The sequence below is a fragment of the Amycolatopsis sp. NPDC051061 genome, assembly GCF_040682935.1.
In the GTDB taxonomy this organism is placed as follows: Bacteria; Actinomycetota; Actinomycetes; order Mycobacteriales; family Pseudonocardiaceae; genus Amycolatopsis.
In genome coordinates this window covers 26,563-46,054 of record NZ_JBFBBZ010000027.1, presented here as the reverse complement: position 1 = coordinate 46,054, position 19,492 = coordinate 26,563, and the positions used below count along the sequence as shown (strand labels likewise).

The following is a 19,492-nucleotide window of genomic DNA, read 5'->3' as shown; positions in this document are numbered from 1 at the left end:
CCGTGCACCTTGAGTCTCCTTGACTCAACTTTATTGAGCGTGACACGGTGAGGTTATGGGGGCGCTGGGAAACCGTGACTTTCGCCGGCTGTGGCTGGCCGACCTCGTCAGCCAGCTCGGGAGCCGGATCGACGTCCTGGCGGTGCCGCTGCTCGCGGTCGCGCTCGGCGCGTCCGTCTTCGAGGTCTCCTTGCTGCGGACCGCGGAAACCCTCCCCTACCTGGTGTTGGGCCTGCAGGTCGGCGCGTGGTGCGACCGCGTGCGCCACCGCCCGGTGCTGATCGCCGCCGACGTCGGGCGCGCGGTGCTGATCGGGTCGATCCCGGTGGCCGCGCTGTTCGGTGCGCTCGGCCTGGCGCACCTGCTGGCGGTCGTCCTCGGGGCCGGGCTGCTCGGCGTGTTCTTCGACATCGCGCACCAGACCTACGTCCCCAGCCTGGTGACCCGCGAGCAGCTGCCGGAGGCGAACGCCCGGTTGCAGACGAACCTGTCGATGGCGGCCGTCGCCGGGCCGGGCCTGGCCGGTCTGCTCATCCAGGCGCTCGGCACCGCGGCGGTCTTGGCCGTCGACGCCATCAGCTACCTGTGGTCGGCCCTCTGGCTGCGCCGGATCGAAACACCGGACCCGGGCCCCAGACCCGGCGAGCGGCGGCTGCTGCGCGAGATCGCCGAGGGGCTGCGGCTGGTCCGCGGCGACCGCGTCCTGCTGGCGATCAGCGTCCACGGCGCGGTGTCGAGCTTCTTCCAGTCGGTGCAGCTGGCCATCGTGATCGTCTTCCTCGCCCGGGACGTCGGGCTCTCGCCGTGGGCGATCGGGCTGCTCGGCACGTCGACGCTGACCGGCGCCCTCGTGGCCGGGCTCACCGCGCGCCGGATCGGCGACCGGATCGGCGGCGCGCGGGCCCTGTGGGGCGCGGCGGTGCTGTACGGCCTGGCCTACCAGCTCTACCCGTTCACCGGCCGCGGCTGGGCGCTCGCCTGTTATGTGGTCGCCGGATTCTTCGCGAGCTTCGGCGTCATCGTACTGAACGTCTTCGGCATGAGCTTCCAGCAGTCCGCCGCGCCGCCGGAGCTACTGGGCCGGGTCAACTCGATCACGCACACGCTGGTGTTCGGCGCCATCCCGCTCGGCAGCCTCGCCGGCGGCGCGCTGGCGAGCACGTTCGGGATGCGGGTGACGCTGCACATCGCGGCGGCGGGAGTGCTCGCCTCGGCCGCGATCCTGGTGTGTTCGCCGCTGCGGAAGCTGCGCGACCTAGTTCCCGGCTGACGCTCGCAGGCCGTCGACGACGATGCGGACGAGGTGCCGGCTGCCCGGCGAGTACCGCTCGACGGCGAGGCAGCCGACGATGAGGGCCCGCAGGTCGTCGCCGTCGATGTCCTGGCGGACGGCACCCGCGTCCTGGGCCCTCCGCAGGAGTTCGGCCAGTGCCGAGCGGAAGTCGTCACCCGCGCCGGCCTTGAAGGCGTGCCCGCTGGTCTCGGCGAGGGCGTCGCAGATGGCGCGGTTGAGCGACGCCTGCTTGATGACGCGGACGAAGTAGTCGAGGAAGATTTCGCCGGGGTCGTCGCCGGCGACGAGCGCGCGGGCCTCCTCCGCGAACTGCTGGATGCGCTCGAGGACGACGGCCTGGAAGAGCGCTTCCTTGCTGGGGAAATGCCGGTAGACGGTCCCGGCGCCGACCCCGGCCAGCCGCGCGATGTCGTCGAGCGGCACGGCGAGCCCGTCGGCGGCGAACGCCTCTTCGGCGGCAGCCAGGACCTTCGCCCGGTTGCGCCGCGCGTCCGCGCGCATCTTCTCCATGTTCTTCTCCTCGTTGACAAACGGAACGTACGCTCCGTATCGTCGTAAGCGGGTGCACCGTTCCGATTCAACGTCCAGTCTTCCAGGAGAATTCCGATGCCCAGCACCGTGTCCCCGGCCCGCGCCGTCTTCGACCGCTTCCTCGCCGCCTCCGTCGAGAACCGCTGGGACGACCTCGCCGACTGCTACGCCGAGGACGTCGTCCTCGAAATGCCCTTCACCCTCCCTGGGGCGCCCCGCGTGACGAAGGGCCGCGAGGAGCTGCGCCGCCGGTTCCGCCGCGCGGGCGCGGCCCGCCGGATCACCAAGGCGGACAACGTGATCGTGCACGAAACGGCCGACCCGGCGGTGCTCGTCGCGGAGTTCGACCTCCACCAGGACATGGGCGGCGAGAGCTTCGTGGCCACCTACGTGATGGTGATGACGATCGAGGACGGCCTGATCGCGCACACCCGCGACTACACCGACACCGCCGCCGTGGCGAAGCGGCTCAAGGCGTTGTCGCCTGCTGAGTCGCCGGCGGGATGAACAGGCGCTCGAACGTGCTCACCGAGTAGTCCCACACCCCCGGCACCAGCAGGACCGCCAGCACCGCGAACACCGGGAAGACCAGCCGCTTCTCGACCTTCTTGCCCGTCTTGAACCGCAGGGCCTTCGGGGGCCCCAGCTCGTACCAGGTCTCCCCCGCGATCGGGATCGGGAAGAGGAACGGGCAGCCGGACTCGGTCAGCGCGTCACCGAGGCAGTGGGTGAGGCAGCCCGCGGCCACCGCGATGCCCAGCCAGCCCGTGATCGACTCCAGCTCGCCCGCCCGGTCGGGCGGTGCCGTGAAGAACCACCAGGCCACCGCGACGCCGCTCACCGGGAGCAGCCAGTCGCCCAGGGCGCCTTCCGCCAGCATCAACCCGAAGATCACCACGCCGACGACCGCCCACGGGCCACCGGCTTCCGTGCCCCAGGAGGTCAGCAAACCCAAGCCGGCCGCGAACAACACCGTGTGGGAGAGGTGGCGGTGCTGGCCCGTCACCTTCTCGTCGCGGGGTCCTTTGGTCAGCGCGTAGAACGCCGCGGACACGCGACGCAGCAGCCACGACAAAGCGCCCGTCAGCCAGCCGAGCAGACGGGACGCGCTCGCGCCGGGGTGGTCGAGGTCGGGCAGCAGGGTGAACCCCGCCGTCGTGGCGGCGAAAACCACCGCCTGGTGCACCGAACCCGCCCCGACCGCGGGCGCCAGGGCCAAGCCCGCGCACCAGCCGGTCAGGGCATGCGTCCGCCCCATCATCGTGCCGCCCCCAGGGTCCGCGGAACCAGTCCGCGGAACCGTAGCGGGCGGTCAGGCTTGGGGGTCTTCCGACACGCTCAGGTGTTCGGCCACGCCGGTGAGTTCGATCACCCGGCTCACCGCGGGACTCGGGACGACCTCGAGTTCGACGTCCTGCTCGCCGGCCTGGCGTTGTGCGCGGAGCACGACGTTCAGCGCGGAGGAATCGAAGAAGGTCACCCCGGTCAGATCGGCCACGACCCGCTGCGCGCGCTTGTCCGCGATCAGCCCCGCCAGGGCTTCCTGCAGCTGCGGACTGGTCAGCAGATCGAGCTCGCCGGTGACCACCACCCGGGGCTCCGTCGCGTCGGTGTCCAGCGTGATGCCGAACCCGGGCGGGGTGGCGTTCTGGTCGGCTGCGGGCATGCAGTTTCTCCTCGTCAGGCGCTGCTCCTGCGCCGGGTACGCGCCTGCTGTCTCAAGCGGCAACCGTGTCACCGTGCCTTCCCCAAAGCTCGCGGTGGCACGGTCAAGGCAACTCCGGGGCCAACCCTAACCCAGGAAGCGACCGAGCCCGCCACGGCCGCCACCCTTTCGCGCGGAGTGCTCACGTGCGATCGAATCCTGCCTGGTCAGTGCGCACTCATCACCTTCCGCGCCGCCCTGCGTTGCCGCAGGAAGAGCTGCCGCCGCTCGATCTCGCCGAGGCCACCCCAGATGCCGTAGGGCTCCTGGACCGTCATCGCGTGCGTGCGGCACTGGGCCAGGACCGGGCAGGTCTGGCAGATGGCCTTGGCCCGCGACTCACGCCGCTCCCGCGCTGAACCCCGCTCGTTGTCCGTGTGGAAGAACAGGCTGCTGTCCGCACCTCGGCACGAGCCGTTCAGCTGCCATTCCCACTCTTCAGCGACCACGTTGGGCAGCCGGCTGACGTCAGCCATGTCGTCCCTGCCTTTCCCAGGATGAGCATCTCGCCCGCTACATGCCCGCCGGTGGAGCGGATCAAACGCGGGTTTGGTTTGCTCACCCCACGGGCATCTCGCGACCGGGCGTGACTGAGGACACCGCCGAACCCCCTGGAGCGCGAGCCGGAGAAAGGAACAAACGTGGAGGACAACGCCCCGCTCGTGCCGGAAGGCGCGCAGGTCATCGAGGTGCGGACGGCCGCGATCCCGCACGTCGTGCCGACGTTGCGCACCATCGTGGCGGACATCGCCATGCGCCAGGACTTCGACCTCGACGCCGTCGAGGACCTCCGGATGGCGGTGGACGAAGCGTGCTCGCTGCTGCTCCCCGCCAGTTCGGACGGCCGCCTCACCTGCATCTTCTCGTGGAACGGGCCGCGCATCGAGGTCTCGGTGTCGGTCCTTTCGGACACCCCCGACCACGAAGACGACTCCGGCCTGTCGTGGCAGTTGCTGACCGCGCTCGCGACCTCGGCCCACCGCACCGTGACCCCCGAGAACGGCCGCTACCTGTCCCGGGTCGACCTCGTCCGGGAGAGCCAGGCGGCGGACTCGTGAGCGATCCCGCCGGGAGCAGCGGGAACGACCTCGACGTCGGCGCGCTGTTCACCCGCCTCGCCGCACTGCCGGCGGGCTCCCCGGAGCGCGAGCGCATCCGGGACACCCTGGTGCGCACCCACCTGGAGCTCGCGCGCAACCTGGCCCGCAAGTTCCGCAACCGCGACGAGGCGATGGAGGACCTGGTCCAGATCGCCACGGTCGGGCTCATCCACGCCGTCGACCGGTTCGACCCCGAGCAGGGGACGGACTTCCTGGCCTTCGCCGTGCCCACCATCTCCGGGGAGCTGCGGCACCACTTCCGGGACAACAGCTGGTCGGTGCGGGTGCCGCGGCGGCTGAAGGAGCTGAACGCGAACATCTCCGCCGCGCGCGAAGAGCTCACCGTGCAGCTCTCGCGCGCGCCGAAGCCCAGTGAGATCGCCGGCCGCCTCGGCGTCCCGATCGAGGACGTCTACGAAGGCCTTCGCGCCGGCCAGGGCCGCTACGGCGCATCGCTGGACCACCTGCTGGAGAACGCGGCGCACACCCGCTTCGGGGCGCCGGACGCCGAGCTGGGGCAGGCCGAGCTGCGCGAGGCGCTGCGCCCGATGCTGGACAGCCTGCCGGAGCGGGAGCGCAAGATCGTCGCGCTGCGGTTCGGTTCCGGGATGAGCCAGTCGGACATCGCGCGCCGCGTCGGGGTCTCCCAGATGCAGGTTTCGCGGTTGCTGGCCGCGACCTTGAAGAAACTGCGTTCGGGCCTGGACGAATCCGAGCTCGCCGACGGCACCTGATTAGCCGCTGACCGGCTTGGGTACCTCGCGGACGGTACCGGAACTCACTGGGAGGGGGACCGATGACGATGGCGAAGATCCCGCAGCGCACCGCGGTGCCGGTCGCGCCCCTGACAGTGCTCCTCCCGGACGACGTCACCGCGCCGGCCCGGGCGCGCCGCGAGGTCCGCTCGATGCTGCTCGGCCTCGGCCTGGGCGAGGCGCAGCTGGACGACCTCCTGCTGGCCACGTCCGAGCTGGTCACGAACGCCTTCGAGCACGGCGAGTGCCCGCAGCGGCTCGAGCTGTCCTACTTCGAAGGACAGCTGACCCTGCAGGTGCACGACACCGGTAGCCGGCTGCCCGAGCTGCGGGCGCCGTCGCCGGCCGCGGCGCGCAGCCGCGGGCTCGTGCTGGTCCAGGCGCTGTCGGAGGACTGGGGCTTCGAATTCTGCCCCGGCGGCAAGTTCGTCTGGGCCGTCTTCCGCATCCCCGGCGCCTGATCAGGGCTCCAGCAGCTCCCGGGCGGCGCCGGTCTCCCCGATGCGCTGCCGGAACGGCTTCCGCTCCAGCGCTTCGACGATCGCTTCCAGCACGCCGCGCAACGGGTACGGCAGCTCCGCTTCCAGCGCTTCCGACGCCTCGGTCGTCGCCGTCCACTCCGCCTCGATCAGCGGGAGCAGTTCCCGCGTTTTCGCGGTGAGCGACACGATGCGCTGCCGGGCGTCGGCACCCGGTTCGAGGCCGACGAGCCCGGCGCGGTTCATCTGCGCGACGGTCTGGCTGGCCGCCGAGTGCGTCACGCGCATCTCCGCGGCGAGGTCGCGGATGGCCAGCGGGCCGCGCGCGAGCAGCGCCCGCACCACCGGCGAGTACCGCGGGCGGTAGTCGTCGAGGCCGATGTCGGCGAGGAACTTCGCGATGTCGCCGTCGAGGATCTCGAGGACGTGCCGCATCCGGGTCCCGAGTCCGTCCGGACCCGACGTCATGGCCATGACGGCCGATCATAGGCGGGGCCGTGTGCTTGGATCGCGTTATGGAGAACCGGAAGATCACCCGGCTGGGCCGCGAGGTGTCCGTCGTCGGGCTCGGCTGCTGGCAGCTCGGCGCCGACTGGGGCGAGGTCGACGAGAACGACGCCTTGGCGGTGCTGCACGCGGCGGCCGACGCCGGCGTCACCTTCTTCGACACCGCCGACGTCTACGGCGACGGGCGCAGCGAGCGCCTGGTCGGCCGGTTCCGGGCCGAGCGCGGCGACGTCTTCGTGGCGACCAAGATGGGCCGCCGGGTCGAGCAGGTGCCGGAGAACTACGTCCGCGCGAACTTCCGCGAGTGGAACGACCGATCGCGCCGCAACCTCGGCGTCGAGACGCTCGACCTGGTCCAGCTGCACTGCCCGCCGACGCCGGTGTACTCGTCCGACGCGGTGTACGACGCCCTGGACGAGATGGTCTCCGAGGGCCGCATCAAGGCGTACGGCGTGAGCGTCGAGACGGTCTCGGAAGCCCTGACCGCGTTGGCGCGGCCTCATGTCGCATCCGTGCAGATCATCCTGAACTGCTTGCGGCTCAAGCCCTTGGAGCGCGTGCTGCCCGCGGCGGCGGAAGCGGGCGCGGGGATCATCGCGCGGGTGCCGCTGGCGTCGGGCCTGCTGTCGGGGCGGTACACGGCGAGCACGACGTTCGCCGAAAACGACCACCGGAACTTCAACCGCCACGGCGAGGCGTTCGACGTCGGCGAGACGTTCTCGGGCGTGCCGTACGACGTCGGGCTGGAGGCTGTCGAGCGGCTGCGCGGACTGGTGCCGGAGGGGCGGACGCTGGCCCAGTTCGCGCTGCGGTGGATCGTCGACCAGCCGGGCGTGAGCACCGTGATCCCGGGCGCGCGCAACGCCGCGCAAGCCACGGCGAACACGGCGGCGGCGTCCCTTCCGCCGTTGTCCGACGAGGCGCTGGCCGGCGTCCGCGAAACGTACGACGAGCTGATCCGGCCGCTGGTGCACGATCGCTGGTAGGCCCGGCATGATGGGCCGATGATGACGCCCGAAGAGCTCCTGACCACCACCAGGACCGTCCGCAAGCGCCTCGACCTCGACCGGCCCGTGCCGCTCGACCTGGTGAAACACTGCATTCAGGTGGCCCTGCAGGCGCCGAGCGGCTCGAACACCCAGCGCTGGCAGTGGCTGGTGGTCACCGACGCCGGCCAGCGGGCGGCGCTCGGGCGGATCTACAGCCGGGCGTGCCACGAGTACCTGGCGTCGCCGAACGCGGCGGGCAAGCAGTTCGCGGACGACCCTGCGCGGGCGCCGGTGCAGCGGCGGGTCGGGAGCAGCGTCGAGTACCTGGCCGACCGGATGGGTGACGTGCCGGTGCTGGTGGTGCCGTGCCTGGAGACGGCGTCGGCGGAGCTGCCGGCGGGCAACCAGGCGGGGATGTGGGCGTCGCTGCTGCCGGCGGTGTGGAGCTACATGCTGGCGGCCCGCTCGGTGACGCTGGGAACCGCGTGGACGACGCTGCACCTCGCGTACGAGCAAGAGGCGGCCGAGGTGCTGGAGCTGCCGAAGAACGTGCACCAGGCGGCACTGATCCCGACGGCGTTCTACACGGGCGACACGTTCAAGCCGGCGGCGCGGCAGCCCCTCGAAGAGGTTCTCCACCTCGACCGCTGGTGACCGCCGTGAAGGCCTCCTTGCCGGGGCATGGGGGACGTCGGCAAGGAGGCCGTCACGGCCTTTCGGCCGCCGGGTGGCTCAGCGCGTTCAGCGCACGGTCAAGGTGAGCCGCTGGATGCCCCAGGCGTCGGCCTGCGAGCCGGGCAGCCAGACGTCGACGATGTCGTCCTTGATCCAGCTGCCGATGTCGGCCGCGTAGCACTCGCCGTAGCCCGGCACGGAGAACCGGGTGCCCCACGGGATGTTCCGGGCGTCGACCGCGCAGAAGCCCGGCCCGGCGCTGTACCCCAGGGCGGTCTGCGCGACGTCGTTGTACGACGTGACGCGGTAGTTCAGCGTGGTGCCGGCCGGGATGCGGTAGGTCGCGAGGTGGTTGCCGCTGTCGAGCCGGTACGCGGTGGAGAGCTGGCCGAGCGAGCCGGGCGAGTTGTCCTCGGCCGTCATCGCGTAGAGCTGGTAGTTCGCGTTCTGGCAGGGACTCGCGTCGGTGACGGTCAGCGTCGGCTGGCCCCAGTCGCTGATCCACTGCAGGGCCTGGCCGTTGCGGAACGCGCGATACGCCTTCGCCCCGGCGACGCGCGCGAAAGTGAAGGTGACCTTGCCGTCGGCGCCCAGCCCGCCGGTGACGGAACCCGGCGCGGGCAGGCGGTTGCTCACGTTCACGGCCCCGACGAGCGTGCCGGGCCCGTGGCCGCCGGTGACCGGGCGGTCGGGGATGGTGCCTGGGTAGAAGTGCTGGCAGGCGGGGAGAGCGGCGGCCGACGCGGGGGCGGCGGGAGCGACGAGGAGGCTGCCGGCGGTGAGGACCGCCGGCCCGAGGAACCTGGCGAAGCGCATGACGGAGAAACCTCCATGGTGGGGACCGGGGTGGAGGTGACGCAGGTGGGGAGGTGCGGGTTCGCCGCGGAACCGACGTTAAGTGGCCTGGACCACACAGTCAATAGGTCTAGACCTTTAAGTCTGCGAACGGCGCAGACCTCCTACAGACAGCTGACCAGGAGGTCGGCGATCTGGGCCGGGTGGCTCAGGGGCGCGCAGTGCGGGCCGTCGACCTCGTCCGGCGTCAAGCCGAGGCGCTCGCGGGCGATGCGACGCTGGAAGTCCGGGGTGAAGAACCGGTCGTCGCGGCACAGCACCACCCGGGTCGGGACGTCCGGGTGGGCCGTCAGCGGCCACGGCTCGTCCCATTCCTTGCTCACCTGGTCGCGCCCGTGCGCCATGCCCTCCGAAGCGAGTTCGGCGGGGACGCCGTTGAAGTACGTCTCGAGGTCGCTCAACCCCGAAGGCGCCGCGAAACCCGTGTTCCCCCACCACTGCCCCGGCGGCTCCGCCGGGGCCGGGATCATCCCGGCCAGGTAGACCAGCAACCGCGCGTGCACCTTCTCCGCCACCAGCGGAGCCGTGAACCCGCCGTACGAATGGCCGACGACGGCGACGTCCGAAGCGTCGCCCAGCGCGGCGAGCACGGTCTTCACGAACGCGTCCAACCCCGCCGAGGAGTCGGTGATCGGCAGGTCCGGCGCGACGAAGTCGTGGCCGCGGGCGACCAGTTCCGGCCCGAGTCGGTGGAAGTCCCACCCGCTGCCGCCGCCCCCGTGGATCAGCGCGAACGTAGTCATGCGGGCCAGCTCAGCAGCGCCGCAGCATGTCCGTCAAGGCCGTCTTCTCGCCTTCGGTGACGGTCAGCCCGTAGTAGTGCTTCACGACGATCCAGTCGGTCGCGTAGGTGCACCAGAACGCGACGAGCGGCGGTTTCCACTGGTCGGGGGCCTTGTCGCTCTTCTGCTGGTTGAGGTTGTCGGTGACGGCGAACAGCTGCGGCCGGGTCAGGTCGTTGGCGAACTGCTCGCGCTTCTCGGTCGTCCACGTCTTCGCGCCGCTGGCCCACGCCTGGCCGAGCGGGACCATGTGGTCGATGTCGAGGTCGGTCGCCTTGGTCCAGGTCTCGTCGTCGTAGACGCTCTTCCACGTCCCGGACGTCGCCTTGCAGTCCTTGTCCGTCTTGACGTCCTGGCCGGCGCGCTTGAGGACGACTTCACGGGTGTCACAGCCTGACCCCTGACTGTCCCAGTGCGGGAACTTTTCACGCGAGTAACCGTCCATGGCCGTCCGCGCGGCGATCTTCAGCTCGCCGAGCTGCGTCTGCGCGTCCGCCGCGGTGGCCGGAACCGGTGCCGAGGACGACGGCGGCGGCGGGGTCGCACCGGAGCTCCTGCTCGTCGCCCAGTACCCGAAGAGGGCGATTCCCAGGATCGCGACTACCAGCAGAGATCGTTGGGTCACGCTGAGCCGAAAGCCGCGGGCCGCCAAGATTTTCTCCTCTCACCTGCGCGTGCGCGCGGCGTAGTCTCACCTCTGCCGGCCTGGGAAAACCGCGCCGACACGACCCCCTGGCGCGAATGTGACCTCGCCCACCCACGGCGGAGATGTCACACCGAGCCGATCATCTGCGACTACCGGAGCAGGACCCATCCGGAGGGAGCAGCCGATGCCCGGCCGGCTCAAAAAGTTCGACGAGTTCTTCCAGCGCAAAGCCGCCGAGGGCGGCAACGTCGTCGCCATGGCCCGCATGGGGTCGGCGATGCGCGAGCGCGGCGACCTCGCCGAGGCCGAGACGTGGTTCCGCAAGGCCGCCATGGGTGGCGACCGCGTCTCGATGACCTCGCTCGCCCACCTGCTCGCCGAACGCGGCGCGCACGAGGAGGCCGAGCGCTGGTACCACGAGGCCGCCCTGGCCGGCGAGCCGCACGGGATGCTGAACCTCGCCAAGTCCTACGATCGGCGCGGCAAGCGCGAAGACGCCCAGCACTGGTACGGCGAGGCGGCCCGCACCGGCGACCTGCCCTCGATCGCCGCGCTCGGGCACATGCTGCGGGAGCAGGGCCGGCCCGAAGAGGCCGAGTCGTGGCTGCGCCAGGCCGCCGACGCCGGGACCACCGGCGCGATGATCGACCTGGGCATCGTGCTCCGCGACCGCGGTCAGGCCGCCGAAGCCGCCCGCTGGTGGCGCTCGGCCCTGCTGGCCGGCGACCTCGCCGCCACCTGCCAGCTGGGCCGGCAGGCCGAACGGCTCGGCCGGCCCGCCGACGCCGAGAACTGGTACCGGCAGGGCGCGACCGGGGGCCACGTCGAGGCGATCGTCCGGCTCGGGCTGCTGCTGCACCGCCGCGGCGACCTCGAAGAGGCCGAGAACTGGTACCTCGACGCCGCCGAGCGCGGCGACCCGGCGGCGATGACCAACCTCGGCGTGCTGGCCCGCAACCGCGGCGACGAGGGTGAGGCCGCCGCTTGGTACCGCAAGGCCGCCGAGCACGGCAGCGTCCCCGCGCTCACCAACCTCGGGCACCTCGCCGAACACCGGGACGACGTCGCGGAAGCCGAGCGGTGGTTCCGCCGGGCCGCCGAGACCGGTGACGTCCAGGGCATGCTCAGCCTGGCCCGGATGCTGCGGTCCCGCGGGTCGGGCCATGAGGCCGAACAATGGCTCGCCCGGGCGGAGCACGTGCAGGACGACCGCGAGCACCACGTCTGAGCGGCTGATCAGACCCACTTGGCGGAGTGGAGTCCCCCTTCGATCCCTTGTGTGATCCAACTCACAGTTCTAACCTGGGGTGCGCTCCCACCACCGAGCAGTCGCCCCGAGGAAGTGCCGCGATGTCGTGGTCACCGAATCACCCGGACTCCGTCGACGCCCTCTTCGAGCGCCGCAAGGCGCCCGTGCTCGCCCTGGCCGACGACGCGCACGCGGTGGCCGAGGCGTGCCACGGCATGGCCCGCCGCTTCCACCGCGGCGGCAAGCTCGTGGTGTTCGGCAACGGCGGCCCCAGCACCGACGCCCAGCACGTGGCGGTGGAGTTCGTCCACCCGGTGATCGTCGGCAAGCGCGCGCTGCCGGCGCTCTCGCTGACCGCCGACGTCGCGACGGTCACCGGCGTCGCCAACCGCGCCGGCCTCGAAGACATCTTCGCCCACCAGCTGCGGATCATCGCCGAACCCGCCGACATCGCGCTGGGCATTTCCACCGACGGCGACTGCGCGAACGTCCGCCGCGCCCTCGAAACGGCCCGGGACCTCGGGCTGCTCACCGTCGCGCTGACCGGCGGCGACGGCGGCGCGATCGCCGCGACACCGGGGCTCGACCACGTCCTCGTCGCCCGTTCGACCGACCCGCGAATCGTCAAGGAGGTCCACGTGACCACCTACCACGTGCTGTGGGAGCTGGTGCACGTCTTCTTCGAGCAACCCGGCGTGCTGACCCCGGAGGTGGCGTCGTGAGCGCCCGTGACGCCGACAGACCAGCCGGCCCCGTCTGCCACGACGGGGTGTGCATCACCTGCTCCGACTCCGCGGTCGAGGTGACCGTGGTCGAGCTCCTCGAGCACGAGCTCGCTGTCGTGGACACCGGATCCACCCGGGAAGAGGTCAGTGTCGCGCTGGTCGAGGCCGGCGTCGGCGACCGCATCCTGGTGCACGCCGGGGAAGCCATCGCACGCTTGGAGAAGTCCTAGCCCCGCAGGAGTTGAGCACCCGATGACCCGGGAACACCCGGTCGACGGTCTCGAAGAGCTGTACCCGTTCCTGTACTCGGGTGCGAGCGACCTCGACGCCGTCCTCCGCCAGGTCGAGCAGTCCACTGTGGACAAGGTGCACGAGATCGTCGCCCTGCGCGGTGACGTCCTCGCGGCCGACCGAGACCGCCTGTTCGCGTGCGCGCAAGACATGGCGCGCGCGTTCCACGGTGGCGGCCGGCTGCTCGCCTTCGGCAACGGCGGCAGCTCGACCGACGCGCAGGACCTCGCCAGCCTGTTCCTCAGCCCGGCGGGCGACGCGAAACCGTTGCCCGCCTTCGGGTTGACGAACGACATCGCGGTGGTGACCGCGCTGTCCAACGACATCGGGTTCGACGTCGTGTTCGCCCGGCAGATCGGTGCTTTCGGGCGTCCCGGCGACATCGCGGTGGGCCTGTCCACCAGCGGGAACTCCGCGAACCTGGTGCGCGCCTTCGACGAAGCCGCCCGGCGCGGCGTGATGACCGTCGGCATCGCCGGCTACGACGGGGGAAAGATGGCCGAGCTGGACAGCATCGACCACCTCTTCGTCGTCCCGTCACCTTCCGTGCACCGCATCCAGGAAGCCCAGACGACCCTTTACCACGCGCTGTGGGAGCTGACCCTCGGCGCGCTCGACGACCTCGCCAAGGGTGATCAGCCGTGACGCATGCCGCAGAACAAACCGAAGAGCAGCCCATCCACATCCTCTGGATCAACGCCGGACTGTCGTGCGACGGCGACTCCGTCGCACTGACCGCCGCCACGCAACCGAGCATCGAGGAAATCGTCCTCGGCGCTTTGCCCGGCCTGCCCAAGATCGCGGTCCACTGGCCGCTGATCGACTTCGAATGCGGCCCCGACAAGGGGGCCGACACGTTCATCGAGTGGTTCTACAAAGCCGACCGCGGTGAGCTGGAACCGTTCGTGCTGGTCATCGAAGGCTCGATCCCGAACGAGGCGATCAAGGAGGAAGGCTACTGGTGCGGGTTCGGGAACAACCCCGAGACCGGCCAGCCGATGACGACCAGCGAGTGGCTGGACCGCCTGACGCCCAAGGCGCTGGCCGTCATGGCCGTCGGCACCTGCGCCACCTACGGCGGCATCCACGCGATGGAGGGCAACCCGACCGGCGCCATGGGCGTGCCCGACTACCTGGGCTGGGACTGGAAGTCCGGCGCCGGCATCCCGATCGTCTGCGTGCCCGGCTGCCCGACCCACCCGGACAACCTGTCCGAGACCCTCGTCTACCTGCTCTACCAGGCCGCCGGGCAGGCGCCGATGATCCCGCTCGACGACCACCTGCGGCCGCAGTGGCTCTTCGGCGCGACCGTGCACGAGGGCTGCGACCGCGGCGGCTACTACGAGCAGGGCCAGTTCGCCACCGAGTACGGCTCCCCGAAGTGCCTGGTGAAGCTGGGCTGCTGGGGCCCGGTCGTGAAGTGCAACGTGCCGAAACGCGGCTGGATCAACGGCGTCGGCGGCTGCCCGAACGTCGGCGGGATCTGCATCGGCTGCACCATGCCGGGCTTCCCGGACAAGTTCATGCCGTTCATGGACGAGCCGCCGGGCGCGCAGGTGTCGTCGCTGGCCAGCGGCGCGTACGGGTCGGTGATCCGCCGGCTGCGGAAGATCACCGAGCGCAAGCTCGACAAGGAGCCCAAGTGGCGGCACACGGGCAAGAAGCTCAACACCGGCTACAAGTCTTCTTGGCGCTGAGGGGGATCGGGACATGACGGAGACACAGACCGACAAGGGCATCAGCACCAAGGGCAAGACCGACCTCGTCGAGATGGCGTGGGACCCGATCACCCGGATCGTCGGCAGCCTCGGGATCTACACGAAGATCGACTGGGCCGCCAAGCGGGTCGTCGAGTGCCACAGCACGTCGTCGGTCTTCCGCGGTTACAGCATCTTCATGAAGGGCAAGGACCCGCGCGACGCGCACTTCATCACCAGCCGGATCTGCGGGATCTGCGGCGACAACCACGCGACTTGCTCGGTGTACGCGCAGAACATGGCCTACGGCGTCCGCCCGCCGCACCTCGGCGAGTGGATCCTCAACCTCGGCGAGGCCGCCGAGTACATGTTCGACCACAACATCTTCCAGGAGAACCTGGTCGGCGTGGACTACTGCGAGAAGATGGTCGCCGAGACCAACCCCGGCGTCCTGGAGCAGGCCAACCGCACCGAGGCGCCGCACGCGCGTGACCACGGGTACAAGACCATCGGCGACATCATGCGCTCGCTGAACCCGCTGGAAGGCGAGTTCTACCGCGAGGCCCTGCAGGTCAGCCGCAGCACGCGCGAGATGTTCTGCCTGATGGAAGGCCGGCACGTCCATCCGTCCACTTTGTACCCCGGCGGCGTCGGCACGGTGGCCACCGTGCAGCTGTTCACCGACTACCTGACCCGGCTGATGCGCTACGTCGAGTTCATGAAGCGCTGCCTGCCGATGCACGACGACCTCTTCGACTTCTTCTACGAAGCCCTGCCCGGCTACGAAGAGGTCGGGCGGCGGCGCGTCCTGCTCGGCTGCTGGGGCAGCCTGAACAACCCGGAGTACTGCGACTTCAGCTACGAGAACATGGAGTCCTGGGGCCGGAAGATGTACGTGACGCCGGGCATCGTCGTCGACGGCAAGCTCGTCACCACCAGCCTGCTCGACATCAACCTCGGCATCCGGATCCTGCTCGGCAGCTCGTTCTACGAGGACTGGGCCGACCAGCCGATGTTCGTCACGCAGGACCCGCTCGGCAACCCGGTCGACCAGCGCCACCCGTGGAACCAGCACACGATCCCGCGGCCGGCCAAGCGCGACTTCGACGGCAAGTACTCGTGGACGATGTCGCCGCGCTGGTTCGACGGCCAGGACCACCTGGCCCTCGACACCGGCGGCGGCCCCATCGCGCGCCTGTGGGTGACCGCGCTCGCCGGGCTCGTCGACACGCCGTACGTCAAGTCGACCGGGCACAGCGTGACGATCACCCTGCCGCGCACGGCGACCAAGCCCGAGGTCGCCTTCGAGTGGAAGATCCCGCAGTGGAGCAACGCGCTCGAGCGCAACCGCGCCCGGACGTACTTCCAGGCGTACTCGGCCGCGATGGCCCTGCACTTCGCCGAGCAGGCGCTGGGTGAGGTCCGCCAGGGCAACACCAAGACGTGGGAGCCGTTCAAGGTTCCCGACGAAGGCGTGAGCTGCGGTTTCACCGAAGCGGTCCGCGGGGTGCTCTCGCACCACATGGTGATCAAGGGCGGCAAGATCGCGAACTACCACCCGTACCCGCCGACGCCGTGGAACGGCAGCGTGCGCGACAGCTTCGGCACGCCGGGGCCCTACGAGGACGCCGTGCAGAACACGCCGATCTTCGAGGAGAACACGCAGGAGAACTTCAAGGGCATCGACATCATGCGCGCGGTCCGCAGCTTCGACCCGTGCCTGCCCTGCGGCGTCCACATGTACACCGGCAAGGGCAAGGTCATCGAGCGGCTGCACACCCCGCACGCGTTCGGCGGGGAGATCGGCTGATGACCGAAGTCGACCGCGTCGGGACGCGCATCGAGCAGCTGCTGGGCGAGTTCTCCGGCGCGGACGCCGAACTCGCCGAGGACCTCGTCCACACGCTGCTCGAGTTCTACGGCGCCGGCCTGGCCCGGATCGTCGAGGTCGTCGACGGGCCCGTGCTGGACCGGCTCCTCGAGGACGACCACGTCCGCGGCCTGCTCGTGCTGCACGACCTGCACCCCCGGTCGACGCACGAGCGGGTCACCGAAGCGCTCGACAAGGTCCGGCCGTACCTGGGCTCGCACGCCGGCGACGTCGAGTTCGTCGAGATCGCCGACGGTGTCCTGCGGCTGCGGCTGCAGGGCACCTGCGACGGCTGCCCGTCGTCGACGGTCACCGCGAAGTACGCCATCGAGCGCGTGGTCCGGGAAGCGGCGCCGGAGATCTCCGACGTCGTCGTCGAAGGGGTCGTGCCGGAGGAAACCGGTCCAGGTGGACGGCCGCTGCTGCCGCTGGTCCCGTGTCCCGTGGAGGTCCCGTGACGGGCGGCCTGCGCAGGTTCCGCACTCCCGTCCAGCGCGCCGCGCCGGGCGAGAAGTGCGAGATGTGCGCGGAACCGATCAACGCCGGGCACGGGCACGTCATCGACCTCGAATCCCGGACGATCCTGTGCACCTGCCGGGGCTGCTACCTGCTCTTCACCCACCGCGGGGCGGGCGGGAAGCGGCACCGGGCGGTGCCGGACCGCTTCCGGCACGCACCGCGCTTCGGGCCGGGGACGGCGCTGTGGGAGACGGCCGGGATCCCGGTGAAGACGGCGTTCCTGTTCCGCAACTCGGTGCAGGACCGCCCGGTCGCGTTCTACCCGAGCCCGGCGGGGGCGACCGAGTCGCTGCTGCCGCTCGGCACGTGGGACGAGCTGCGGGCGGGCACGCCCGCGTTCGCCGACATCGCCGACGACGTCGAAGCCCTGCTGCTGAACCAGCTCGACCTGGGCTTCGAGTGCTTCCTGGTGCCGATCGACGTCTGCTACGAGCTGGTCGGGATCGTCCGGACGACGTGGCGGGGCTTCGACGGCGGCACCGAAGCGCACGAGGCCATCGACGGGTTCTTCGCGCACCTGCGGGAGCGCAGCGAGGTCGTGACCGATGGCTGAGCTGACCTTCGACTGCATCGACGTCCGGCCGCTGAAGTACGCCGCGTCGCCGACGCTGGCGTTCAAGCTGCGGATCTCCGAGCTGAGCGGGCAGCCCGTCCACGCGATGGTGCTGCGCGTCCAGATCCGCATCGAGCCGCAGCGCCGCCGGTACGCCGACGACGAGTCGGAGCTGCTCACCCACCTCTTCGGCGAGCGCTCCCGGTGGGGCGAGACGCTGAAGCCGTTCCAGTTCACGACGATTTCGGTGACCGTGCCGGGGTTCTCCGGCGCCACCGAGATCGACGCCGAGGTGCCCTGCACCTACGACCTCGAAGTCGCGGCCGGCAAGTACTTCCACGCGCTGTCCGAGGGCGTCGTGCCGATGGTGCTGCTGTTCAGCGGCACCGTGTTCGGCAAGGGCGGGCCGGGGTTCTGGGTCGAGCAGGTGCCGTGGCACACGCAGGCCGAGTGCCGGATGCCGGTGACCGTCTGGGACGAGCTGATGTCCCGCTACTTCCCGAACGTCGCGTGGATCAAGCTGCCGCGCGAGACCGTGGACGCGCTGCTCAAGTACAAGGCGCGGCACGCGATCCCGACCTGGGAAGCCGCCGTCGAGCAGCTGCTGGCCGGTGGACCGTGAACGTCCTCGACCAGGCCCGCGCGGTCGGTGACGCCGTGCTCTACGAGGGCTATCTCCTCTACCCCTACCGGGCGTCGGCGGGCAAGAACCGCGTGCGCTGGCAGTGGGGGGTGCTGGTGTCGCCGTCGTACGCGTCGGCGGAGATCGGTGAGCACGCGTCTTCTCGCGTCGAGTGCCTCCTCGAACCGCTGGCTCACACGATCCTGCACGTCAAGCTGCGGTTCCTGCAGGCGCGGACCCGGCTCGTCCACGACACCACGTGGGACGAAGCCGTCGAGCACGAGATCGACTTCGAGCTGCCGCTTTCGGAACTCCCGGTCGAGACGCCGTTCCACGTGCCCGGCGACGGGCAGCGGACGCAGGAGCTGTCCGGCGTCCTCACCGCCCGGGCCGACCCGCTCGACGGGCCGTTCGGCGGCACCCGGCTGCGCGTGGACCTGCACAACACGACGTCGTGGCCCGCCGACGGCATCCGCGAGCACGCCCTGCGGCACGCGCTGCTCGCCGCCCACCTCGTGCTCAGCGTCGACACCGGGCACTTCCTGTCGATGCTGGACCCGCCGGAGTGGGCGAAACCGGCGGTCGAAGCCTGCCGGCAGGAGCGGCTGTGGCCGGTGCTGATCGGCGACACCTCGCGCAGCACGGTGATGCTCGCGTCGCCGATCATCCTCTACGACGATCCGGCGATCGCGCCGGAAAGCCCGGGTGACCTCTTCGACGGCACCGAGATCGACGAGATCCTCACGCTGCGCACGATGACGCTGACCGACGAGGAGAAGCGCGAGGCCCGGGCCACCGACCCGCGCGCGGCGGCCATCGTCGACCGCGTCGACACGATGCCGCCCGAGCTGCTCGAACGGCTGCACGGCGCGGTCCGGTCCCTGCGGCCGGTCAAGCCTTCGGTGATCGTCGCCGGGGTGCGCGTCGCCGAAGGGTCGCAGGTGCGTCTGCGGCCGAACCTGCGTGGCGCCGACGCGCAGGACATGTTCCTCACCGGCAAGACCGCCACCGTCCGGGTCATTCTGTCCGATGTGGACGGCGCCACGCACGTCGCGGTCACGCTCGACGACGACCCCGGCGCCGACCTGCAGCACGCGCACGGCCGGTACCGGTACTTCTCCCCCGACGAAATCGAACCCTTGGAGGTCGCGGAATGAGGCCACGAGTCCTGGTCGCCGGCATCGGCAACATCTTCCTGAGCGACGACGGTTTCGGCGTGGAGGTCATCAAGGAGCTGGAGGGCGCCGACCTGCCGCCCTGGGTGCAGATCGCCGACTACGGCATCGCCGGCATGCACCTCGCCTACGACCTGATGGGCGGCTACGACACGACGATCCTGCTCGACGCGACTCCGCACGGCCGGCCGCCCGGCTCGCTCTCGCTCATCGAGGCCGACACCGAGGACCTCGCGGCGGCGTCGATCGACGCGCACGGCATGCGGCCGGACGCGGTGTTCCGGCTGCTCAGGTTGCTCGGCGGCGACGCCGGGCGCGTCCTGCTCGTCGGCTGCGAACCGGCGTGCCTCGACGAAGGGATCGGGCTGTCACCCGAAGTGACAGCGGCCATTCCGGCCGCGGTCCGCGCCGTCACCGAGCTCGCCTGGGGAACCAGTCCGGAGCTGCCGCTCAAGGAGAAGACGGAGGTCTGA

At 70.6% G+C, this 19,492-nt stretch carries 26 protein-coding genes; 18 read left to right on the top strand and 8 right to left on the bottom strand.

What is annotated here, in order from left to right; genetic code table 11:
* The first annotated feature begins 55 nt into the window (after window positions 1-55).
* Window positions 56-1,270: an MFS transporter gene (locus AB0N03_RS31725; protein WP_364379129.1), complete on the top strand. Its 1,215-nt coding sequence runs from the start codon at window positions 56-58 to the stop codon at window positions 1,268-1,270.
* Here AB0N03_RS31725 and AB0N03_RS31720 read toward each other — a convergent pair.
* Window positions 1,256-1,804 carry a TetR/AcrR family transcriptional regulator gene (locus AB0N03_RS31720; protein ID WP_364379126.1) on the bottom strand — a complete coding sequence of 183 codons (549 nt, stop codon included), beginning with the start codon at window positions 1,802-1,804 and terminating at the stop codon, window positions 1,256-1,258. The genes AB0N03_RS31725 and AB0N03_RS31720 overlap by 15 nt on opposite strands.
* A gap of 96 nt (window positions 1,805-1,900) precedes the next feature.
* On the opposite strand from AB0N03_RS31720, the gene AB0N03_RS31715 reads away from it, so the two are divergent.
* Window positions 1,901-2,332 carry a nuclear transport factor 2 family protein gene (locus tag AB0N03_RS31715; protein ID WP_364379123.1) on the top strand — a complete coding sequence of 144 codons (432 nt, stop codon included), beginning with the start codon at window positions 1,901-1,903 and terminating at the stop codon, window positions 2,330-2,332.
* On the opposite strand, the gene AB0N03_RS31710 is transcribed toward AB0N03_RS31715, so the two are convergent.
* The 3 genes from AB0N03_RS31710 to AB0N03_RS31700 form a co-directional block, all read right to left on the bottom strand.
* Window positions 2,295-3,083, bottom strand: coding sequence for a metal-dependent hydrolase (locus tag AB0N03_RS31710; protein ID WP_364379404.1), 789 nt, complete (start codon window positions 3,081-3,083; stop codon window positions 2,295-2,297). The two genes, AB0N03_RS31715 and AB0N03_RS31710, sit on opposite strands and share 38 nt — an antisense overlap.
* A 54-nt stretch (window positions 3,084-3,137) precedes the next feature.
* Window positions 3,138-3,491: an STAS domain-containing protein gene (locus tag AB0N03_RS31705; RefSeq protein ID WP_086862300.1), complete on the bottom strand. Its 354-nt coding sequence runs from the start codon at window positions 3,489-3,491 to the stop codon at window positions 3,138-3,140.
* A gap of 206 nt (window positions 3,492-3,697) precedes the next feature.
* The gene (locus AB0N03_RS31700) at window positions 3,698-4,006 is read right to left on the bottom strand and encodes a WhiB family transcriptional regulator (RefSeq protein ID WP_155548578.1); all 309 of its coding nucleotides are present in this window, start codon (window positions 4,004-4,006) and stop codon (window positions 3,698-3,700) included.
* A gap of 165 nt (window positions 4,007-4,171) precedes the next feature.
* Here AB0N03_RS31700 and AB0N03_RS31695 point away from each other — a divergent pair, with 165 nt between their 5' ends.
* The 3 genes from AB0N03_RS31695 to AB0N03_RS31685 all read left to right on the top strand — a co-directional run bounded on the left by AB0N03_RS31695 (window position 4,172) and on the right by AB0N03_RS31685 (window position 5,846).
* Window positions 4,172-4,588, top strand: coding sequence for an anti-sigma factor (locus AB0N03_RS31695; protein ID WP_364379120.1), 417 nt, complete (start codon window positions 4,172-4,174; stop codon window positions 4,586-4,588).
* Window positions 4,585-5,364 (top strand): SigB/SigF/SigG family RNA polymerase sigma factor, encoded by a 780-nt coding sequence (locus AB0N03_RS31690; RefSeq protein ID WP_364379117.1) that lies wholly within the window; start codon window positions 4,585-4,587, stop codon window positions 5,362-5,364. The genes AB0N03_RS31695 and AB0N03_RS31690 overlap by 4 nt, the downstream gene beginning before the upstream one ends.
* A 62-nt stretch (window positions 5,365-5,426) precedes the next feature.
* Window positions 5,427-5,846 (top strand): ATP-binding protein, encoded by a 420-nt coding sequence (locus tag AB0N03_RS31685; protein ID WP_364379115.1) that lies wholly within the window; start codon window positions 5,427-5,429, stop codon window positions 5,844-5,846.
* On the opposite strand, the gene AB0N03_RS31680 is transcribed toward AB0N03_RS31685, so the two are convergent.
* Window positions 5,847-6,338 carry a MarR family transcriptional regulator gene (locus tag AB0N03_RS31680; RefSeq protein WP_364379112.1) on the bottom strand — a complete coding sequence of 164 codons (492 nt, stop codon included), beginning with the start codon at window positions 6,336-6,338 and terminating at the stop codon, window positions 5,847-5,849.
* A 41-nt stretch (window positions 6,339-6,379) separates the two neighbouring features.
* Between AB0N03_RS31680 and AB0N03_RS31675 the strand changes: the two genes are divergently transcribed.
* Window positions 6,380-7,357, top strand: coding sequence for an aldo/keto reductase (locus tag AB0N03_RS31675; RefSeq protein ID WP_364379109.1), 978 nt, complete (start codon window positions 6,380-6,382; stop codon window positions 7,355-7,357).
* A gap of 18 nt (window positions 7,358-7,375) precedes the next feature.
* Window positions 7,376-8,014, top strand: a complete 639-nt coding sequence (locus AB0N03_RS31670) for a nitroreductase family protein (protein WP_364379106.1) — start codon at window positions 7,376-7,378, stop codon at window positions 8,012-8,014.
* Window positions 8,015-8,101: 87 nt separating this feature from the next.
* On the opposite strand, the gene AB0N03_RS31665 is transcribed toward AB0N03_RS31670, so the two are convergent.
* The 3 genes from AB0N03_RS31665 to AB0N03_RS31655 form a co-directional block, all read right to left on the bottom strand.
* A complete protein-coding gene (locus AB0N03_RS31665; protein WP_364379103.1) occupies window positions 8,102-8,851 on the bottom strand; it encodes a 3D domain-containing protein in 750 nt (249 codons plus the stop codon).
* A gap of 143 nt (window positions 8,852-8,994) precedes the next feature.
* Window positions 8,995-9,633: an alpha/beta hydrolase gene (locus AB0N03_RS31660; RefSeq protein WP_364379101.1), complete on the bottom strand. Its 639-nt coding sequence runs from the start codon at window positions 9,631-9,633 to the stop codon at window positions 8,995-8,997.
* A gap of 10 nt (window positions 9,634-9,643) precedes the next feature.
* The gene (locus AB0N03_RS31655) at window positions 9,644-10,324 is read right to left on the bottom strand and encodes an HNH endonuclease family protein (RefSeq protein ID WP_364379098.1); all 681 of its coding nucleotides are present in this window, start codon (window positions 10,322-10,324) and stop codon (window positions 9,644-9,646) included.
* A gap of 178 nt (window positions 10,325-10,502) precedes the next feature.
* Between AB0N03_RS31655 and AB0N03_RS31650 the strand changes: the two genes are divergently transcribed.
* From AB0N03_RS31650 to AB0N03_RS31600, 11 genes are all read left to right on the top strand, one after another.
* A complete protein-coding gene (locus AB0N03_RS31650) occupies window positions 10,503-11,546 on the top strand; it encodes a tetratricopeptide repeat protein (RefSeq protein WP_364379095.1) in 1,044 nt (347 codons plus the stop codon).
* Window positions 11,547-11,668: 122 nt separating this feature from the next.
* Window positions 11,669-12,289: an SIS domain-containing protein gene (locus AB0N03_RS31645; protein ID WP_364379092.1), complete on the top strand. Its 621-nt coding sequence runs from the start codon at window positions 11,669-11,671 to the stop codon at window positions 12,287-12,289.
* A gap of 47 nt (window positions 12,290-12,336) precedes the next feature.
* Window positions 12,337-12,522: a HypC/HybG/HupF family hydrogenase formation chaperone gene (locus AB0N03_RS31640; protein WP_364379401.1), complete on the top strand. Its 186-nt coding sequence runs from the start codon at window positions 12,337-12,339 to the stop codon at window positions 12,520-12,522.
* 22 nt (window positions 12,523-12,544) lie between these two features.
* Window positions 12,545-13,228: an SIS domain-containing protein gene (locus AB0N03_RS31635; protein ID WP_364379089.1), complete on the top strand. Its 684-nt coding sequence runs from the start codon at window positions 12,545-12,547 to the stop codon at window positions 13,226-13,228.
* Entirely contained in the window at window positions 13,225-14,280 is a 1,056-nt protein-coding gene (locus tag AB0N03_RS31630; protein ID WP_364379086.1) for a hydrogenase expression protein HypE, read from the top strand. Before AB0N03_RS31635 ends, AB0N03_RS31630 begins: the two co-directional genes overlap by 4 nt.
* Window positions 14,281-14,293: 13 nt before the next feature.
* Complete coding sequence (locus AB0N03_RS31625; RefSeq protein WP_364379083.1) at window positions 14,294-16,090, top strand: nickel-dependent hydrogenase large subunit; 1,797 nt, start codon at window positions 14,294-14,296, stop codon at window positions 16,088-16,090.
* Window positions 16,090-16,608, top strand: a complete 519-nt coding sequence (locus tag AB0N03_RS31620) for a NifU family protein (RefSeq protein ID WP_364379080.1) — start codon at window positions 16,090-16,092, stop codon at window positions 16,606-16,608. The genes AB0N03_RS31625 and AB0N03_RS31620 overlap by 1 nt, the downstream gene beginning before the upstream one ends.
* On the top strand, window positions 16,605-17,222 hold the full coding sequence (locus AB0N03_RS31615; protein WP_364379077.1) for a DUF5947 family protein: 618 nt from the start codon (window positions 16,605-16,607) through the stop codon (window positions 17,220-17,222). Before AB0N03_RS31620 ends, AB0N03_RS31615 begins: the two co-directional genes overlap by 4 nt.
* A complete protein-coding gene (locus tag AB0N03_RS31610) occupies window positions 17,215-17,844 on the top strand; it encodes a DUF6084 family protein (protein WP_364379074.1) in 630 nt (209 codons plus the stop codon). Before AB0N03_RS31615 ends, AB0N03_RS31610 begins: the two co-directional genes overlap by 8 nt.
* The gene (locus AB0N03_RS31605; protein WP_364379071.1) at window positions 17,841-19,001 is read left to right on the top strand and encodes a hypothetical protein; all 1,161 of its coding nucleotides are present in this window, start codon (window positions 17,841-17,843) and stop codon (window positions 18,999-19,001) included. Before AB0N03_RS31610 ends, AB0N03_RS31605 begins: the two co-directional genes overlap by 4 nt.
* Entirely contained in the window at window positions 18,998-19,492 is a 495-nt protein-coding gene (locus AB0N03_RS31600) for a hydrogenase maturation protease (RefSeq protein ID WP_364379068.1), read from the top strand. Before AB0N03_RS31605 ends, AB0N03_RS31600 begins: the two co-directional genes overlap by 4 nt.

Bases quoted from the DNA above. Each gene is read 5' to 3' on its own strand.
- AB0N03_RS31675 (WP_364379109.1), top strand. From the start codon at position 6,380: ATGGAGAACCGGAAGATCACCCGGCTGGGCCGCGAGGTGTCCGTCGTC.
- AB0N03_RS31685 (WP_364379115.1), top strand. From the start codon at position 5,427: ATGACGATGGCGAAGATCCCGCAGCGCACCGCGGTGCCGGTCGCGCCC.
- AB0N03_RS31670 (WP_364379106.1), top strand. From the start codon at position 7,376: ATGATGACGCCCGAAGAGCTCCTGACCACCACCAGGACCGTCCGCAAG.
- AB0N03_RS31710 (WP_364379404.1), bottom strand. From the start codon at position 3,083: ATGGGGCGGACGCATGCCCTGACCGGCTGGTGCGCGGGCTTGGCCCTG.
- AB0N03_RS31610 (WP_364379074.1), top strand. From the start codon at position 17,215: ATGGCTGAGCTGACCTTCGACTGCATCGACGTCCGGCCGCTGAAGTAC.
- AB0N03_RS31700 (WP_155548578.1), bottom strand. From the start codon at position 4,006: ATGGCTGACGTCAGCCGGCTGCCCAACGTGGTCGCTGAAGAGTGGGAA.
- AB0N03_RS31665 (WP_364379103.1), bottom strand. From the start codon at position 8,851: ATGCGCTTCGCCAGGTTCCTCGGGCCGGCGGTCCTCACCGCCGGCAGC.
- AB0N03_RS31680 (WP_364379112.1), bottom strand. From the start codon at position 6,338: ATGGCCATGACGTCGGGTCCGGACGGACTCGGGACCCGGATGCGGCAC.
- AB0N03_RS31635 (WP_364379089.1), top strand. From the start codon at position 12,545: ATGACCCGGGAACACCCGGTCGACGGTCTCGAAGAGCTGTACCCGTTC.
- AB0N03_RS31600 (WP_364379068.1), top strand. From the start codon at position 18,998: ATGAGGCCACGAGTCCTGGTCGCCGGCATCGGCAACATCTTCCTGAGC.
- AB0N03_RS31705 (WP_086862300.1), bottom strand. From the start codon at position 3,491: ATGCCCGCAGCCGACCAGAACGCCACCCCGCCCGGGTTCGGCATCACG.
- AB0N03_RS31625 (WP_364379083.1), top strand. From the start codon at position 14,294: ATGACGGAGACACAGACCGACAAGGGCATCAGCACCAAGGGCAAGACC.
- AB0N03_RS31720 (WP_364379126.1), bottom strand. From the start codon at position 1,804: ATGGAGAAGATGCGCGCGGACGCGCGGCGCAACCGGGCGAAGGTCCTG.
- AB0N03_RS31650 (WP_364379095.1), top strand. From the start codon at position 10,503: ATGCCCGGCCGGCTCAAAAAGTTCGACGAGTTCTTCCAGCGCAAAGCC.
- AB0N03_RS31645 (WP_364379092.1), top strand. From the start codon at position 11,669: ATGTCGTGGTCACCGAATCACCCGGACTCCGTCGACGCCCTCTTCGAG.
- AB0N03_RS31620 (WP_364379080.1), top strand. From the start codon at position 16,090: ATGACCGAAGTCGACCGCGTCGGGACGCGCATCGAGCAGCTGCTGGGC.
- AB0N03_RS31660 (WP_364379101.1), bottom strand. From the start codon at position 9,633: ATGACTACGTTCGCGCTGATCCACGGGGGCGGCGGCAGCGGGTGGGAC.
- AB0N03_RS31725 (WP_364379129.1), top strand. From the start codon at position 56: ATGGGGGCGCTGGGAAACCGTGACTTTCGCCGGCTGTGGCTGGCCGAC.
- AB0N03_RS31715 (WP_364379123.1), top strand. From the start codon at position 1,901: ATGCCCAGCACCGTGTCCCCGGCCCGCGCCGTCTTCGACCGCTTCCTC.